This is a genomic window from Acinetobacter sp. WC-743, assembly GCF_000335555.1.
Taxonomy (GTDB): Bacteria; Pseudomonadota; Gammaproteobacteria; order Pseudomonadales; family Moraxellaceae; genus Acinetobacter; species Acinetobacter bereziniae.
Genome location: NZ_AMFQ01000090.1, coordinates 167902 through 186714 on the forward strand (window position 1 = coordinate 167902; position 18813 = coordinate 186714).

Annotated in this window: 13 protein-coding genes and 1 pseudogene; 1 reads left to right on the forward strand and 13 read right to left on the reverse strand. The window is 38.6% G+C overall.

Annotated features, from left to right (window positions below):
• Positions 1 to 62 precede the first annotated feature (62 nt).
• From acnA to ACINWC743_RS13055, 13 genes and pseudogenes are all read right to left on the reverse strand, one after another.
• Entirely contained in the window at positions 63 to 2819 is a 2757-nt protein-coding gene (acnA, locus tag ACINWC743_RS12995; protein ID WP_009585738.1) for an aconitate hydratase AcnA, read from the reverse strand.
• 214 nt (positions 2820 to 3033) lie between these two features.
• Positions 3034 to 3858 carry a TatD family hydrolase gene (locus ACINWC743_RS13000; RefSeq protein WP_009585681.1) on the reverse strand — a complete coding sequence of 275 codons (825 nt, stop codon included), beginning with the start codon at positions 3856 to 3858 and terminating at the stop codon, positions 3034 to 3036.
• On the reverse strand, positions 3858 to 4826 hold the full coding sequence (locus tag ACINWC743_RS13005; protein ID WP_009585669.1) for an RsiV family protein: 969 nt from the start codon (positions 4824 to 4826) through the stop codon (positions 3858 to 3860). The genes ACINWC743_RS13000 and ACINWC743_RS13005 overlap by 1 nt, the downstream gene beginning before the upstream one ends.
• A 262-nt stretch (positions 4827 to 5088) precedes the next feature.
• Positions 5089 to 5847, reverse strand: coding sequence for a hypothetical protein (locus tag ACINWC743_RS13010; protein ID WP_004827643.1), 759 nt, complete (start codon positions 5845 to 5847; stop codon positions 5089 to 5091).
• Positions 5848 to 5996: 149 nt separating this feature from the next.
• Positions 5997 to 7586, reverse strand: coding sequence for a peptide chain release factor 3 (locus ACINWC743_RS13015; protein ID WP_004827642.1), 1590 nt, complete (start codon positions 7584 to 7586; stop codon positions 5997 to 5999).
• 318 nt (positions 7587 to 7904) lie between these two features.
• Positions 7905 to 8519: a MarC family protein gene (locus ACINWC743_RS13020; protein WP_009585689.1), complete on the reverse strand. Its 615-nt coding sequence runs from the start codon at positions 8517 to 8519 to the stop codon at positions 7905 to 7907.
• A 560-nt stretch (positions 8520 to 9079) separates the two neighbouring features.
• A complete protein-coding gene (locus ACINWC743_RS13025; RefSeq protein ID WP_009585769.1) occupies positions 9080 to 9655 on the reverse strand; it encodes a fimbrial protein in 576 nt (191 codons plus the stop codon).
• A gap of 9 nt (positions 9656 to 9664) precedes the next feature.
• Positions 9665 to 10690 carry a fimbrial protein gene (locus ACINWC743_RS13030; RefSeq protein ID WP_009585696.1) on the reverse strand — a complete coding sequence of 342 codons (1026 nt, stop codon included), beginning with the start codon at positions 10688 to 10690 and terminating at the stop codon, positions 9665 to 9667.
• Between the two features lie 13 nt (positions 10691 to 10703).
• Positions 10704 to 13316 carry an outer membrane usher protein gene (locus ACINWC743_RS13035; RefSeq protein ID WP_009585737.1) on the reverse strand — a complete coding sequence of 871 codons (2613 nt, stop codon included), beginning with the start codon at positions 13314 to 13316 and terminating at the stop codon, positions 10704 to 10706.
• A gap of 28 nt (positions 13317 to 13344) precedes the next feature.
• The gene (locus tag ACINWC743_RS13040; protein ID WP_009585712.1) at positions 13345 to 14046 is read right to left on the reverse strand and encodes a fimbria/pilus periplasmic chaperone; all 702 of its coding nucleotides are present in this window, start codon (positions 14044 to 14046) and stop codon (positions 13345 to 13347) included.
• 19 nt (positions 14047 to 14065) lie between these two features.
• Positions 14066 to 14563 carry a hypothetical protein gene (locus ACINWC743_RS13045; protein ID WP_009585741.1) on the reverse strand — a complete coding sequence of 166 codons (498 nt, stop codon included), beginning with the start codon at positions 14561 to 14563 and terminating at the stop codon, positions 14066 to 14068.
• 53 nt (positions 14564 to 14616) lie between these two features.
• On the reverse strand, positions 14617 to 15153 hold the full coding sequence (gene fimA / locus ACINWC743_RS13050) for a type 1 fimbrial major subunit FimA (RefSeq protein ID WP_009585666.1): 537 nt from the start codon (positions 15151 to 15153) through the stop codon (positions 14617 to 14619).
• Between the two features lie 397 nt (positions 15154 to 15550).
• A pseudogene (locus tag ACINWC743_RS13055) lies at positions 15551 to 17646 on the reverse strand (EAL domain-containing protein).
• Between ACINWC743_RS13055 and ACINWC743_RS13065 the strand changes: the two are divergent.
• Positions 17645 to 18804 (forward strand): IS3-like element ISAbe12 family transposase gene (locus ACINWC743_RS13065; RefSeq protein WP_085947547.1). Its coding sequence is split into 2 segments (ribosomal slippage): positions 17645 to 17882 and positions 17882 to 18804, totalling 1161 coding nucleotides; the frame shifts between segments, so codons are not numbered across the junction. The pseudogene ACINWC743_RS13055 and the gene ACINWC743_RS13065 overlap by 2 nt on opposite strands.
• The last annotated feature ends 9 nt before the right edge of the window (positions 18805 to 18813 follow it).

An 18813-nucleotide genomic window follows, 5' to 3' on the forward strand; every position in this document is an offset into this window, starting at 1 on the left:
AAAAAAAGCCCTGTACCGTATACAGGGCTTGGAGAACTGAAAAATTATGTGGAAGCGTTCAACTAGGAAGCAATTAAGTTTCGTAATACATAATGCAAGATACCACCTGCTTTAAAGTATTCCACTTCATTCAAGGTATCAATACGGCATAACACTTTGAAACGATCTTGTGAACCATCTGCACGTTTAACTTCCACATCTAAGCTTTGATGCGGTTGTATATCATCCGATAAGCCATAAATCGACAGTTGCTCATGACCTGTTAAATTTAACGACTGACGGGTTTGCCCATCCACAAACTGTAAAGGAAGTACCCCCATACCGACTAAATTTGAACGATGAATCCGTTCAAAACTCTCGGTAATTACCGCTTTCACCCCCAAAAGGTTGGTTCCTTTGGCTGCCCAGTCTCGTGAAGAACCTGTACCATATTCCTTACCTGCAATAATCACCAAAGGTGTCGAATCCTGTTGGTATTTCATTGCAGCATCATAGATCGCCAATTTTTCACCTGTTGGGATATACAGTGTGTTGCCGCCTTCCTCACCATTCAACATTTCATTTTTAATACGAATATTGGCGAATGTTCCCCGCATCATAACTTCATGATTACCACGACGTGAGCCATATGAATTGAAGTCTTTTTGATCCACACCTTGCGCTTCTAGGTAACGCCCCGCTGGGCTTTCTTTCTTGATATTCCCCGCAGGAGAAATATGGTCTGTAGTGACTGAGTCACCAAGAACGGCCAAGATATTGGCATTGAGAATATCTTGAATTGGTTTCGCGGGTTGATCAATGCCTTCAAAGAATGGAGGATGACGGATATAGGTCGATTGTTCATCCCATTCATAGGTTTCAGAATCAGGGATTTGAATTGCTTGCCATTTTTCATCACCATCAAAAACTGCCGCATATTCTTTATGGAACATCTGCGTATTCACTTTTTGCAGCACCTCATCAATCTCGATTTGACTCGGCCAAATATCTTTGAGATATACTGGTTGACCTTGTTGATCGTGCCCTAATGCTGTGCTGGTAATATCACTGCGTATCGTGCCCAATAGCCCAAACGCTACAACCAATGGTGGAGAAGCCAACCAGTTGGTTTTCACCAATGGATGCACACGTCCTTCAAAGTTTCGGTTGCCTGAAAGCACGGATGCCACATTGAGGTCATAACACTGAATTGCATCTTCGATCGGCTGAGGCAATGGTCCTGAGTTACCAATACAGGTGGTACAACCATAACCCACAAGGTTATAGCCCAACTGGTCTAAATATGACAGCAATCCTGCCGCCTCTAAATAATCCGTCACGACTTTAGAGCCTGGTGCTAAAGAACTTTTAACCCACGGCTTACGTTGCAAGCCTTTCTCTATAGCCTTTTTGGCTAATAAGCCTGCTGCTAACATTACACTTGGGTTAGATGTATTGGTACATGACGTAATTGCAGAAATCACCACATCACCATCGGTCAATGGATAACGTTTACCATCAATGACACAATGCGGCTCTTCATTTTGTAATGCAGATTGTTTTGAATCAATGGCTGTGCCAGCACCACCCTCATTCACCAAGCGTTCTTTCTCAATTTTGGCAGGTTTAAGGTCTAATTCCATCAATGCACTAAAGGTTTTTGGAATATCAGGTAATACGACACGATCCTGCGGACGTTTTGGTCCTGCAACACTGGCTTCAACTGTATTCATGTCCAATGCCAAAGTATCGGTAAATACAGGTTCATCTCCAGTATTACGCCACAATCCTTGTTCTTTACAGTAAGCTTCTACCAGTGCAATCCGATCATCTTGTCGGCCTGTTAATCTTAAATAGCCAAGTGTGATTTCATCAATGGGGAAAAAGCCACAAGTTGCTCCATATTCAGGTGCCATATTGGCAATGGTTGCTCGATCAGCAAGCGGTAGATCTGCAAGACCGTCACCGTAAAATTCGACAAATTTACCAACCACGCCTTTTTTGCGTAGCATTTGAGTAATGGTTAATACCAAATCGGTTGCTGTGATTCCCTCTCTTAACTTGCCTGTTAATTTAAAACCAATCACTTCAGGAATCAGCATCGAAATCGGTTGCCCCAACATTGCTGCTTCAGCTTCGATGCCTCCAACACCCCAGCCCAATACACCTAAACCATTGATCATGGTGGTATGTGAGTCAGTCCCGACCAAAGTGTCTGGAAAAGCATAGCTTTCACCATCACTGTCACCTAACCAAACAGCCTGCGCCAAATACTCTAGATTAACTTGATGGCAGATCCCAGTGCCCGGTGGAACAACACTAAAATTATCAAAGGATGACTGCCCCCAACGTAAAAATTGATAACGCTCACCATTACGTTGCATTTCAATTTCAACATTCTCATCAAAGGCTTGGTCTGTTCCAAAATGATCCACCATTACCGAATGGTCAATCACCAAATCTACAGGAGATAAAGGATTAATTATATTTGGATCTTTATGCGCCGCCTGAACAGCAGCACGCATTGCAGCTAAATCGACAACAGCAGGAACACCAGTGAAATCCTGCATTAATACCCGTGCTGGTCGATACTGAATTTCTTGATCTGATGTTTTCGCTTTCTGCCAATCTACAATTGCCTGAATATCACTTCGCTTTACGGTGAGATCATCTTCAAATCTCAGTAAATTTTCCAACAGTACTTTGAGTGATTTCGGTAGTTTTGAAAGATCACCTAATTCAGATTGGGCTTGTTTCAAACTAAAAATTTTATATGTTGAATTCCCGACATTTAAGTTCTGTAGCGAATTCAAACTATTTATACGACCATACTTTGCCATTGAGTGAACCTCCAGCTTGGCGTTAATTTCTTATTGAGCTACTTGGAGTACTTCTTTCAATCTAAGACAAATATTTATTTTAGGTGTTGTGAATTGGTTATTTTTATTCAATTTATGCGATCAAATGCAACAACGATTGACCAGTGATCTCTCCCCATATACTCAAGATATTTTGAGTGGATATAGACCGAGCCTTGGCAAATTTAACTTATGATCAAACCTTTTCCATCCTCAAGCATGTCAAAGTGTTGTTCCACAAAATATCTGCCAATGGTCCAGGCTCTATCGCTAAAGACTCAGCTAAGCCTGCCAAAACATAGGGTAAATTGACGGGTGTATTGCGGGTTCGATGCTCTGTAGATGTCTGACAACACAAAGGCGTCATATCTGGACAGTCTGTTTCTAAAACGAGGTGCTCAGCTCCTACTGCCTGTACCACAGCATGGAGCTTTTTGGCATTTGGCTGAGTAATTTGCCCTGTAACCCCAATTTTAAATCCTAATTTGATCAATGCCTTGGCTTCTTCTACCCCGCCACTGAAAGCATGAGCAATTCCGCCATTTTGAAACTGGTGTTGCTTCAACATCGTAAGTACATCCGCATGTGATTTACGAATATGTAAAAGAATCGGTAAATCAAATTGTTGAGCCAGTTCAATCTGTGCTGAAAAGAATGCTTTTTGCTTGTCCATAATTTCAGGCTGTTTATGCTGTTTGAGAAAGGTGTCTAAACCAATCTCTCCAACAGCAATACACTGTTCTGTTTGAAGAATCTGTTCGAGTGCATTGAGATGAGTTAAATCATGTTGCTCAATATAAAAAGGATGCAACCCGGGCGCTAGATGGCTACGGGGTGCATTCTTTAAATGGTTTAGCGCATGTTGAGTTTGGATCAAATCTTGAAAACGAGACTGTAAAAAACCAATTAAAACCAGATGTTCAACCCCAGCCAGTTTTGCTTGGTACGCCAACGCCTCTCGATCCTGATCAAAATCAGGAACATCGAAATGGGTATGGGTATCAAACAGTCTCAAAGACATTATGATTTCATTTTGTTGTCTGCCACTGGCGCAGAACTATTCGGTTGATCGACTTGCATTTCTGCAGGAAAATATTGCGGTTTTAAAATTCCTTTTAATTGATCATAAGGAATGGTTAAGCGTGGCAAGCCCACCACATATGGTCCAATGTCATATTCACCATATTGCAAAATTAGACCTTGTTTACCTAGATAGAAATTATCAGATAATTGAAATTTCCACGCTTGTTCATACTCATTCACATTATCAGCAAGTTTTGAATCGATAACCCAAACTTTAAAAGCATCATGAGCGAGTTTTTCAAATTTTGCTTTTTGATTTGCTTCTATGATTTGATTCAAGTTGACTTGCTTTTTACTGACCAAATCAAAATTAAAATAAGTTTGTGCAGATGATCCATGCGCACCACCTAAGTAGCTACTGCTATTTAATACAACAGTGGCTAAAGGCTTGTCAGAATTTAATATTTTAGGGCTTAAACTAATTGTGATCTGACCACTTGCACCCAATGTCTTAAGTTCTTTATCCAATGCCAAGAATGAATTTGTATAAGGTTGAACACGATCCTGTAATTGTTGCGTTGGAGTCTTGTCTGTGTTGACTTCACTGGCTGAAGCTTGTGAACTGGCTTGCTGTTGATCCGCAACTTTTTTACTCAACTGTGCAATATCCAACATTTTATCGAGATTATCCAAAATCGCTTGATCAATCACTTTATCTACAAAGGGCTGGTTACTTTGCAATCGTTCAATTGAAAATTCAGGGCATGTATTTCCATCACACTCAGGTAAGTTTAATTTTAATTTGGCTCGATCGCCTTGCAATAACAGTGACGTATCTAGAACTTGAGACGCAGCAGTTTGATCGACAGCTGACTCTACTTTTTTAGAGTCTGGTTTTTGACACGCTGTTAATCCCAAGGTGATTAACAAAATTGAAAGTGCTAAGGTATTTTTTTGATTCAACATTTCACAAACCTATCCAACGATCCAAGCCAAGATTTTTCTATCTCTATAGAAGATAGCCTATTCTTCTCTGTCTCAATCCTCAATCAAAATTTGTATCAAAATTGAAGCGTTATTATCATGATCAGCCTGCTGATTGAATGTTCAAACCCCATCATCAATGCAGCATACAATCTCGACGTATCGTTCCTCTTAAAGAATATTCAATCTCAACAAATAGTCTGTAGAATCCTATTGTTGATGATCAGCATGGACTGCATCGATATTAAAACATGCGTTGAAATACTTCAGCTTTCAGTATTTTTTGGGTTTGTTCTTTGCTTAAATAAATATCTAACTGAGTGCCATCTTCTACAATCTCATTGGCGCGATAATGTAAGCCCACGCCTTCTCCATCAAAGAACCAATCTGCCTGCCCCCAATACAGCTTTTTCGGCGCATGTTTTTTCACATCTGTATTTTGCTTTTCTAACCATGCTGCATATTTTTCTTGCACCCAACGATTCAGCTGATTTTGTTGATCTGCTTGAATGACATCCAAAATACTTAAACTTTTTTTCAACTTACGGTCTGCAACGAAAAAGTATTGACGTTCTTGAATACTAACATCCGCTTGTAGTGAATTGACTGCAACTTGCAGTAAAACATATTGATTACGTTGTGATGCCATTCGAGTCTGCATGTGTAATTCAAACGCTTTGTTTTTCGGAAACTCTTCTTGCCATGCATCTGATTTTTTGACAAAAGCATTAATCGCTTGCTGTAAAGTCATGTTCTGTTTTAAATCAATTTGTGCTTGAATCACAGTCGCCTGATTATTGCTAATCCATTGGTTTAACCAAGCATCTTGAGTTTTAATCGTTTGAATGTCGATTTCGATGCAATTCTTTTTCTCACAAAACGGCAAAGCATAATCTGCTTTGGTTTCTTGAATATTTAAATAAGGTAAAACTTCAGCGGCTTCTTGTTTGGGTTGTAATACTGAACCATCTTTATCTTGATCTTTTTTTGAATCACATGCCATCAAAACCAAGGTACTTAAACAAAACATCGTGATTATTTTTTTTGAATATTGCACCGCATAAATCCCTGTGGACAAAAAGCATTGTATTTTGATACAAAAACAGCTTCACTAGGAAGCTGTTTTTACATTTTGCAATAAGTTAGCTGAACTTAATGTTCACGCGTTGCACGGAACTGAATGTCAGGATAACGCTCTTGCATCAGCTGTAAATTCACACGACTAGGTGCGAGATAAGTTAAGTGACCACCACCATCAACTGAAAGCTGGTCATGTGCTTTTTTCTTAAATTCATTGAATTTCTTTTCATCATCACATGAAACCCAACGCACGGTATTGATATTCACAGGTTCATAAATACAATCCACTTTGTATTCTTCTTTCAATCGATATGCAACCACATCAAACTGAAGCACTCCCACAGCACCTACAATCAAATCATTATTGATTTGGGGCATAAACACTTGTGTTGCGCCTTCTTCAGAAAGTTCTTTCAAACCTTTTTGAAGCTGTTTAGATTTTAATGGATCTTTTAAACGTACACGGCGGAACATTTCTGGTGCAAAGTGCGGAATACCCGTGAAATGAAGGTTTTCGCCTGAGGTAAAGGTATCACCGATTTGAATCGTACCGTGGTTATGCAGACCAATGATATCACCTGGCCATGCCTCTTCAAGTTGCTCACGCTCACCGGCAAGAAAGGTTAAAGCATCACTGATACGTACATCTTTACCAATACGCACATGATTCATTTTCAAACCTTTCTCATATTTTCCTGAGCAGATTCGCATAAATGCAATTCGGTCACGATGCTTCGGATCCATATTGGCTTGAATTTTAAAAACAAAACCACTAAATCCTTCTTCAGTTGCTTCAACAGTACGTTCATGTGTTGGATGTGCTTTCGGTTCGGGTGCCCATTGAATAAATGCATCAAGCACATGATCAACGGCAAAGTTTCCTAAAGCTGTACCAAACAATACAGGGGTTTGTCGTCCTGCCAAAAACTCTGCTGGATCAAGCGGATCATTCGCCATTTTGACCAACTCTAGAGATTCTTCAAAAGATGCAAATGCCAAGTCACCCACTTTGTCACGAATATCTGGATAGTCATAGCCATCACGAATTTCAATATCTGTAATGGTTGAACCAAAGCCAGCTTTATAAAGATAAAGCTTATCTTCGAGAATATTGTAGACACCCGCAAAATCACGCCCCATACCCAAAGGCCAAGTGATTGGCACACAACGGATTTTGAGAACATTTTCAATTTCATCAAGTAGTTCTAATGGTTCACGAATTTCACGGTCCATTTTGTTGACGAATGAAATAATCGGTGTGTCGCGCATACGACACACTTCCATTAATTTAATGGTACGTTCTTCGACACCTTTTGCACCGTCAATCACCATCAATGCAGAGTCAACCGCAGTTAAAGTACGGTATGTATCTTCCGAGAAGTCTTCATGTCCTGGGGTATCCAGTAAGTTAATCACATGCTTTTTGTAAGGAAACTGCATCACAGACGTGGTAATCGAAATCCCACGTTCTTTTTCCATTTCCATCCAGTCCGATGTCGCAGCACGGTCTGATTTACGGCTTTTTACCATTCCTGCAACCTGAATTGCTTTACCCCATAACAACAGTTTTTCTGTCATTGTGGTTTTACCAGCATCGGGGTGGGAAATAATCGCGAAAGTCCTACGCGCTGCTACTTCTGTAGCCAACTGTTCTTTAAACATAAAAAATCTACAATAGGTGCACAGTTACGTACACATTGAGAAATATGTACCTGAACTGAAAAATGAGAAATCAAAAATTGGCAATATTGTATCAGATTTCATTGCTATTTTAACGCCTGTTAATCAGGCTTAATTTATCTGTACATAGCCGTTAAAAAGTCGTATCAAAATTAAAATAAGAAAGCGAATCAGATTTGAAAAACAGTCAACCTTGCACAGCATACTCAAAAACCAATCTGCGGTTAAAACTGCTTTAGCCTCTTTTCATCAAGAGAATCTGATCCGTGTTTAAAATAGATTGAATAGAAGATTTTTTAACTAATATTTATTCATCAATCCAATGATTCCATTGGCAATCATATCAATTGCGATGGTGCCTATTAAAAGTGCGGATAAACGCCCAACAATATCAAAATAACGATCAATATATTTGGCATGACTATAGCGCAGATGATCATGACCAAATTTCATAATCATTAAAATGCCACAGCTGATAAATAAAGTGAATGCAATCAAGAGTGCTGATTCAACGAAAGACATACTGACACCAGTGACTACAGCCGCACTAATTGTACCTGGACCAATCATGAAAGGCATCGCCATCGTACTTGCCAAATGTGCTGGCGTTCCTCTTATCTCTCCAATCGTATCCGCACCTTGGAAAACAAAACGATAACCGATCACCAAGAAAATCAGTCCACCAAAAATCTGAAAGGATTCAAAACGAACATTTAAATAAGAACTAAAAATTGCTTCGCCACCCCATGCGAACAGCAAAAAAACCACATAAGCAATCAATGCCCCCTGAGCTAAACTTTTATTAAATACCTTCGTTTCAGTATGTCGAATCATTCCAATCATATAGATGCTCATTAAAAAAGGATTGAGCAAGGAGAAAAATAAAGCAAAAGAATGGATATAGTTTGAAAACATAAGAACTTTCCATTAAATAATTCAAAAAATATAGGGTTAAATAAAGTGTAATGCCCGATCTTCATAAATTTTGTCGGACTCATTATTTAAAATTGTAAACTTATCTAGGATTCATTCACTTATAAAACATAAAAAGATAAAAAATTGTAACTATACAGGTACTGGTTTCAGTCATCAGATTGGTTTTCGTTTAGCATGATCAAAACCGACAATTCAAAACGAACCATGTAGCGCTGAGATGCCTTACCTTTAAAAAATTTCAATATTATGATTTTATTTATTTTTTAAGCGTGGTTATACTAAATATTAAACTCATCAAAATTACAATAACGTCTAATCTCACAACTTTTAGAATTTAGTTATCGATCAAAACTTTCTCTAATAGACGATCAGCAAGATCGTCAATCTAGGTGTAAATGTTTATAGCAAAAGATCAACTTATTTTGAATGAGCAAGTTGATCCAAATCAGTTATCTGAGTGAGTAAAAGATTTGATGACTATGCTGTTTTATTGCGCCCTATAAAAACATTGAAGAATCAAATATTTTACTGTGCTTTTTTTATTGATAGTCTATCCAAAATTCAGCATAGGCATTGGCAAAACCTGGCGTTGCAGGCGCATCCGTTGCAATATAATTGGCATAAAATACTACTGAAGCATTGCCATTCGCATCCACTAAAAAAGGACGACTTTTACTAGAAGCGTCATTTGGAAATCTATTTGTTTTAGTTATTGGAACCCGATTACGATTAGAATCTGTTAATTCGATCGCAACGTGCTGTGCAGTTGATGTTGCATTAGGATTACTTAAAGCCAAAAGTTGATTATTCACAGGGTTCTGTTCACCCATAAACGTAAACCTGACTTCTGCTCCCGCAGGGCATTGAACCAAATTAAATGGAATCGCGACACGTGGACCTTTATCTCCAGGTGTTTTGAGTTGACGTGTAGAATTTAATCCCATATCGACTATTTTATGCGCCTGACTCTCCTCAACACCACAGGTTGAATTTGTCGCATTACCTTTTAAAGTAAAGTTATAGGTTCCCAAATCAGCGTGTGCATAACTGTACAGACCAATATTCACCATAATCAGACAAGCCGTACGATAAAGATTTTGCTTTAATATATTCATCATCAGCCCCTAGTCAAAATCTATTCGGAAATAGCCACGTGCCTGAAAAGGTCCAGCTGCAGGTTGATTTCCAGTGACACTGACTGGCCATGCTTTCACCACGATATTGGCAGGATTGGTATTGTTGAAATGAATTTTACTGTTGATATTATTAGGAATCAGTACATTGTCATTTTGGTCTGACATTTTAAAACCAATATCAGGATTATTAGACACAATAATATCATTGGCAGGTCCACCAACTCTGTCCGTTTGGACTCGTACAGTTAATGGTGCATTATCACTAATAAAATTATTGCACTTCACTGACAAAGGCATATTGGCTTTCGGGATACCATTAATTTTGTTGCCTATACCTGCATTTTTAAAGCTATAGGTTGGAATATTTCCAAAATCAACAATTGATTCAACATCATCATTAATAATACAGTTTTGAGGGACAATCACTCGTCCTCTTAGATGTAAAGTTTGTTTTGCACCATTGATGAGTGCAGAACCATACGGAGCAGCATTATCGCCGACATAGAAGTCAGCCAATGGAATGTCAATATCCGTAAATCCAACAAAGGGCTTGGAAATTCTCATGGTTACTGTAAATTGTGTATTTCCAGTATGTGTAGCAGTGCCACAGCGTTCAGATGGAACACCAAAGCGTGAATTTTGAGCGGGTACATTAATATTGGTCCCATTATAGGTATATCGAACAGAGGCTTGTAAGTAATCATTCACTTGCATATAGCTTTTTCCGCCAATGATGACTCGAGGTCCTGTGTAGTAGGCAGTCATATAAATAGGAATAGAAGCACCTGTGAGCGTCGTACCGTTATCACAATGGGTCGTCCAAGGATCACCATTTACACTGACTGTCAGAACTGAATCAAATGTCATCCCTGTTGCATTATTTGCAGGATCGGTAAACGTATAGGTACCAAAGTCCGCATATAAATTTTTGTTGTGTTCTTCACGCCACCAGCCTGCTGAAACATCCATCGCAGTCAGAATTAATAGAGTTGAAGCAAGTAATTGGTTTTTCATCAATATTCTCCTGTTACTTACATTCAACATCAAACTGTTGTACTGCAAGGCTTAAGTCAGCAGTGCTAATATCATAATCTGCAACACATTTTTGTTCGTTTGCGTCGCCCCAAGTTACTTCAAGCACACCTTTAAGCGGTAAGCCAGTCATATAAACTTGCCCTGACTCTGCCGCCATACCTACGGTTTTGCTCGCAGTGACCGTCACATTACTGGCATAAGGGATCGGTTGCCCTTGATATTTGATATCAACTAAAGCACGCACACCAATACTGGTATCAAATGTTGCGCGACTAATCGCACCACGAATTGGCACAACATTATTGACATTGCTGTTGATTTCTAAATTTGAATCAAAACTGTTTGAATCCAATGCCACACGATTTAAACGATATTCAGAGGCATACGGCAAGATTGCATAACCACGCCAATCGGTTTTAACCCCATTATAGTTTTCAACTTTGACCCCTTTAGCACCAGGAGCTTTGACTAAAATACTGGTATCACCAAGAATCTGACCAAAGGTCAATCCATCTTTATGCAGCAACATGCCACCACTTGCACTATAGCTAAAGCGATTATTGTTTCCATCATAGCTATAACCTGCACCTACATTGCCATAAGTTCCGTTATAGCCCACATTAATGGCGCCTGCTGAACCTTGTTCAGTGACATAACCTTGGCGAATGCTATAACTCAAATTGCGGTCTTTCAATAAAGTGCCGCTAATTCCAGTCTGATAAGAATTATTGCCATCTGAATTTTGTGTGGTCGATACTGTTGCATAGGTATTCGCCCAAGGGTTATCACGGAAATTCGCTTTAGAACGCAGACGACCGAGCGGAAAAGATGCATTAGCGGTATAAAGTGTATTTACTTTGTCCAGTTGTGAAAACATGTTGCGGCTGACACCGAGCGAATAGCTTATGCCATTCCATGCACCATTGTAGCCAGCCTGTATCCATTCATCTTTTTTGGCAGTTCCCCAATAACTTTGCTGGTTTGCTGCAAAGTAAAGTGAACCATAACGCCCCATTGAGTGCGAAATGTTGGCTTGCAAACGACCTTTTTTAGCATGGTTCAGATCATAGCCATTGGCAATGATACCTACATTTGCCAAATTGCCGTCCTGAGTTTCAGCCTCACTATAGTTTTCACTCATTTGCCCGTAAAAGACATCATTTAAGGTATAGAAACCACGTGTCGAGTAACGATAACCCAAAAGCTGAAAACTTGTTCCTGAGCGCAGTAAAGATTTAGAGTAGAGGAAACGCATCGATTGACCACGGTGCTTGGAACCATCGACCAACTCACTGTTTGCATGCGTTAAATCGAAAGAAAAAGCGCCAAACTGCCCCATGTTACTGCCAAAGCCGAGTAAAGTGCTTTGATAGTTCGAGGACAGTTGAGTCCCGCCATAAATCGAAAGCCCTTTTGGTAATCCATGTACAACCGTCGCTTGCACAACATTTTCATTTTCTCTGTTGTTACGAGAACCATTGCGGAATTCACCCGCTAAAACACTATAACGTGTACGCCCTTCGCGTTGTAAAATCGGTAAACTTGAATACGGCACAAGGTAACTTTGGATTGAACCATCACTTTCTTCAATGGATACCTGTAAGTCACCACTACCAAAAGCAGGGTTCAAGTCCTGAATTAAGAAAGGACCAGGAGCGACATTGATTTGGTAAACAATATTATTATTTTGTCGAATCACAACTTTGGCATTGGTTTTAGCAACCCCACGCACATTCGGTGCATAACCCTGTTGGCTATCAGGATACATGGCATCGGCAGTAGATAACTCGGCACCACGATAACTGAAGCTATCAAAAATACTGCCTTCGCTCGCACCATCACCAATTCTAAGTTGGCTTTTGATTGGAATCAGTGTTTTTTGCACATAAGTATTGAGATTGGTCCACTCATGCGTACTCAAGTTATTATTAGAACTGTAATTAAAACTGCCAGAATGACGTAATTGCCATGAACCTAAATTCATGCCACTGTCTACACTGATATATAGACCATTTCCTGCGGTAACTGAACCAGAGTTGTTATATCCTGACATCCGGTAATTTAAAAACATCGCATTAATGCCTTCATCCCATTGTTCTGGTGGAATATATCCGCGCACCTGATTTTTTAATGAGATTTGTGGTAAATCAATATAGAGTTTTTGCTTACTAAACTGAAAGCGACTATTTGCACCATTGATCAATTGACTGATGTCTAAACATTGTGGATTTGACGATGCCAATAGCTCAGGATAAGCCGCCATATTTACCCCAAAACTTTCTAATAGTTTAAGGTCTAAACAAGGCATTAACCCTGTTGCATCTGCAGTATTTTGTTTTTCCACAAACTGAATATCACGAGTAACCACATATTCATCATTGGCATAAATCTCAACCCGATAAACGCCTGGTAATTGTTGTGGTGAACTTTGTAATTTGGTCAAGTCTGCAATTTGCGCATTCGACAAACCATCAGTTAAAAAGGCAGTATTAAATACTTGCTCTGCATGCGCGTTTTCTACGCATGCAGCACTGACCGCCATCGCCGATGCAATACACATTGGCAATACTTTCATTTTTGCATACATCGGTTTATTCGGCATCATCACTCAAGTACCTATACAACACATATTATTAATTTAGGTTTATTTCTACTTTTGGTGTCACACCACCATAGTCATTCACAGTTTGATAACTCAGCTTGTTCCCTGAGGTTTTTGAAATTTTTGTTTTTTCAAATGGTGCAGCCATCACGCTATCTAACTTGGTCTCATTCAGCACCAAATTGACAAATGAGATGTGATAAGGAGATTGGTTATCCACCTCTACACCTTCCGCAGTTTTTACAAATTTGACTTTTGTTATTGCGTCTTCAGGCGCAATCTTTAATTTTTCTGGACGAACAAACAGCTTGATTCGTGACAGTACAGCAAGCTGTAAAATGTTCTTTTCCGCAAGAACTTCTTTGTCTACAGATGGAATTGATTTTACATTTAACCAAAAAACTGACTCACGATCTTGTGGCAGATCTTTTACTAAGCTCACAATTCTCAAAGTATTTTCTGTTGCTGGCTCTGCCACAAATAAAGGTGGCGTCACCAAAAAGTTTTTAACTTTTTCTTCTTTTTTATTTTCAACCCATGAGTTAATCAGATAGCGATCTTTTTTACTGTGGTTGATCACAGATAGAGAAACTTGCTTGGCTTCCATCGGATAAATCACACGTGTTGCACCTAAAGATACCCCACCAATCGCCTTACCTTCAGCATATGAAAAGGAAGCTAGGCATGATAAAGCCACACCCAATACACCGTTTTTAAACATGCTTAAATTCATATCAATATTCCAAAACAACTTATGGATAAAAAACAGAAATCAAAATATTTTTACTATTTTCAGTCGACTGACCATTGAGCTTCGATAAAGGCAATACAACTGTTTCATCAATATTTGTTAGTTCAGGCTCTTGAGTCATATTTGTGACTTCGTGAGCGACCTGAGACAATGTTGATCGTTGATATACATTTGAATGATGCAAATTCATGCCAGGCATCAAATAAAATCTTTGTTCAGGCAACGCCAATGAGTCAGAGATAAGATGACTGTTGTTGGCATCTTTCAAAGCAATGGCGAGGTTGTAATAAACCGTTGAAGAGCAGTTTGAAACATTCAATTCTAAATGAGACTCAGTTTCACGATTTTCACCAAACTTGAAGTTGCTTTTCTGGGCAAATAAACAGCTTGGATTCACTAAGGAACCACTAAAATGGGCTCTTCCACCAAATACATAACTGTCTGCAAAAGCACTTTGAAATAAAAACATCCCAACCAGTACAGTTAAATATTTGTTCATATGAAATCAGCCCATTCAGTGTGATTTATTCAAATCAAGATTTGAATGAATACTTAGTTATAGTTCACAACAAAAGTTGCATCAGCATTTGCTTTACCTGGTGTAGATGCACCAGTCGCTACATAACGTGCTGTAAATGGGAAAGTGTTTGTACCATCAATAATTGCTTTTTCTGTAGAGAAATCAGAACCATCTACAGCCAAAATTTTAGATGCATAATCTGTGATTTCGATACCAACATTTGTTGCAGCAGGTGCGTTACCGCCACCACCGTTTACAGCCAATAATTTATTGTTTGTGCTTACAGTTTGACCATTGAATGCAAAAGAAACACCGTTAGTTACAAGAGAAGCATCACAGTCGACCAATTGAATGTTGAATGGAACTGGACCTGATTTGTCACCAGCTACAGCTAAACGTGCAGTACGGTGTTGACCCAAATCTACAGTTTGATCCGCTGTATCTGTGCTTACTGCACATGCAGCATTCACTAATTCACCAACAAAATGAACTGTTCCACCGCTTACAGGTGCAGCGAATGAAGCTGATGAAGCAATTAAAGTAGCAGCAAGAAGACCTAATTTTTTCATGAAATAACCCTTTCAAAAGAGAAAACAAATTATGTTTAAGGTTTATTGTGATTACTGATACATATTCTTTTAACTTCAATCATCTAGCTTTGATTAAAATTTCATTTATTTTATCTAAACAAATTGAGATATATCTTGTTTTAATAAAATTATGAGACAGTCATCACATAAACTAAGCAGATTGTAGACGTTGAGTTACTATTAAGAAAAATGATTTTTACTCAAGATGATTGCTGAGTTTTTTGCATAGATATATAAAAAGTTATTTTTTTCAATATATTACATTTGTTATTTTTTGATCAAAAATACTTAACTTTATCAATTTAAATATTTAATTTGATTTTTTGCGAAATAAAATGGTGATGTGAATAACGCAGAAACAACCACTGTTGGCTATTTATGGAGAGTGATAATTGGCTTCTAAACGATCGACAGGCAATGGCATTCCTAAAAGATAGCCTTGTAATTGTTGACAACCTAGACGTTTAAGAATTTGCGCTTGTTGTTCAGTTTCGACACCTTCTGCGGTGACGACCAAGCCTAAACGAATTGCCAGATGAATAATACTTTCTAAAATAATTTGTTCTTTTGAACCTTCACACAGATTTCGAATAAACTCACGATCTATTTTTAATTCATCTACAGGTAAATCTTTTAAATATAAAAAACTGGAATGCCCTGTTCCAAAGTCATCAATCGCCAGTTTAATCCCTAAATTTCTAAGTTTTTCAAAAGTTTGAATACTATCATCAATATGATGCATCGCTGTTGATTCAGTAATTTCGATAATTAAATTTCCATGCTTGACATGATATTTCTGAATTAACTTTTCTAAATTTCCAATCAGATGCTTATGTTCAAATTGCACCGCGGATAAATTAACGGCAACAGGACAAAAGGCATAATTCTTTTGTTCCCACTGTTGAATCTGCATACAGGCTTGTTCTAAAGCCCAATAGCCCATACGAATAATTAAGCCTGTCTGTTCAGCGCCACCAATAAACATACTGGGTGCTAATAATCCTAAACTTGGATGTTTCCAACGAATCAGTGCTTCAACACCACAAATACGATAATCAGCGGTAAACTTTGGTTGATAAAATAGGATAAATTGTTGTTCTTCAACTGCTTTATATAAATCATTAATCAATTTAGATTGACTTCGATTGTGATGCTGCTGGTCCAAAGAGCAGCTATACACACTATAGGTATTTCGCCCCTGTTCTTTGGATTGCATCATTGCGGAATCTGCATTAATCAATAAATCTTGTAAATTTTGCCCGTGATCTGGAAAAAATACGATTCCTATACTTGCTGAAATATTGATTTCTTTACCCGAAATTTGAAACTATCCTGGATTTTTTGTAAGAATAATTCAGCAATATGCTCGGCTTGAATACGGCTTGAATCTTCAAGAATCAGGATAAATTCATCACCACCAATACGAATCAGCTTTTGTCCTTCAGTCAATAATGGATATAAACGTTGAGCGAACTTCACCAGCAGTTCATCGCCAATATGATGACCAAAGGCATCATTCACAGACTTAAAACGATCAAGATCAATAAAAACAAAGGCTATTTTTGTTGCTGTTTCCTTATAATCTAGAAATAATGCATCCGTATATTCAACTAAAAAAAGACGATTAGGTAACTTCGTGAGATTATCTTGAAGTGCCAATCCTTCAAGCTCTTTATTGGCTTGTATTAATTGTAAACTGCGTTCTTCTAATCTTCGTTCTAAAATTGCCACACAAAAGGCAGAAACAAGAATCAAACTTGCCACAAAAATAATAGTGAACAACAAAACACCTTGCCCTTCGTTCAACTGATTTTCAAAATGATTGACATGCGTTGACGAAAACGTTGCCGCCGCCATACCCGTATAGTGCATCCCTACAATGCTCAGTGCAATCATGATGGATACGGCGGCTTTATACAACAGCTTATGACTAAAGGTATTTTTATACTTAAATGCCAGCCAAAACGATAATCCCGAACCACTGATTGCAATCGTCACAGAGAGTATGACTAAAATTGGATGATAATAAATTTGCTGGTTTGGAATTTCCAACCCCATCATGCCGACATAATGCATGCCGGCAATCCCCAATCCCATCAGTAAAGCGCCTAAAATTAAACGCGGAAGAGGTAATGTGTCCTGTGTTGTTAACCAAACTGCAAATATTGAAGCCAATGTTGCAATAATATAAGAGATTACAGTGAGTGTTAGATCAAAAGTGTGATTTTCTGGTAAATGGCAAGCCAACATTCCGACAAAATGCATCGCCCAAATGGCAAATCCAAGTGCCATACCACTTAAACAGATAATTACTTTTTGAATACGCGCCGCATGAGGTGTAAAAATGAGTTGTTCTAATGAAATAGCAATGTAACAGATAATCACTGCAATGCACGCAGTGATCCTAGCCAAAGTAATGGACACACTGTCCCTCTGAAGATAATGTAACGTTAACTTTGGAGATGTACACATGGCTAAACGCTTTAGTCCAGAATTTAAACAGCAAGCAATTGATTATGCACTTGCGAACTCACATGAATCATTAGCATCAATTGCGGTAAAGCTTGGTGTTGGTTACTCGACACTTGATAAATGGATTCGTACTGCTAATCCAGAAGGATCAAGCAAACGTCAGTTAACACCTGAGCAACAGCGAATATTAGATCTAGAAAAAGAAGTCAAACAACTCAAAGAGGCAAATGACATACTAAAAAAAGTGCATGTGTATTTCCTCACCGATCAAGGCAAGAGAAGTACACGGTAATCAAAGACTTTGCAATGGAAAAGGTTAAAGTCACTGTACTGTGCAAACAATTAGGTGTCAGTACTTCGGGGTTCTATGCATGGAGAAAACGTCAGGTACGTATAGCAAAGCAGTATGATGATTTACAAGCGGTGTATTGGCAGCACCACGCTCGTTTAGGTGCACCATCCCTCGTTCATGATATGCATGACCTAGGTTACAGCATGAGTGAGCGCACAATAGGTCGAATGCTTAAAAAACTAGGATTACACAGTAAAATTGCCCGTAAATATAGGCATACGACTGATTCAAATCATCGTTTGCCAACAGCACCAAATTTGTTAGATCAACAGTTCACTGTAACTGAGCCAAATAAGGTCTGGACGACTGATATTACGTATATTCGAACGAAGGAAGGCTGGTTATATTTATGCGTGATGCTAGATCTATTTAGCCGACGTATCGTCGGTTGGCAGACAAGTACACGAATAGATCGTCAATTGGTATGTGATGCGTTTAACTATGCACTTGCACGTCAGGGTTATCCAACAGGCTTGATGATTCATTCGGATCAAGGCAGTCAATATTGCAGTCGCGATTTCAGAGCTGTATTACTGACAAATAAGGCAATACAAAGTATGTCACGTAGGGGAAATTGTTGGGATAACGCAGTAACAGAAAGTTTTTTCCATACATTGAAAGGGCATGTGGTACATGACAGTGTATTTTCTACAAGAAAAGAGGCAAATTCGGTCTTGTTTGAATATATTGAAGTTTACTACAATCGAATCAGAAGGCATTCTGCAAATGGTTGGTTAAGCCCTGAAGCTTTTGAGCAGAAATATTTTAAGAATTTAGAGGGAAGTACTGTCCACGATAGTGTCTAGGATCACAAA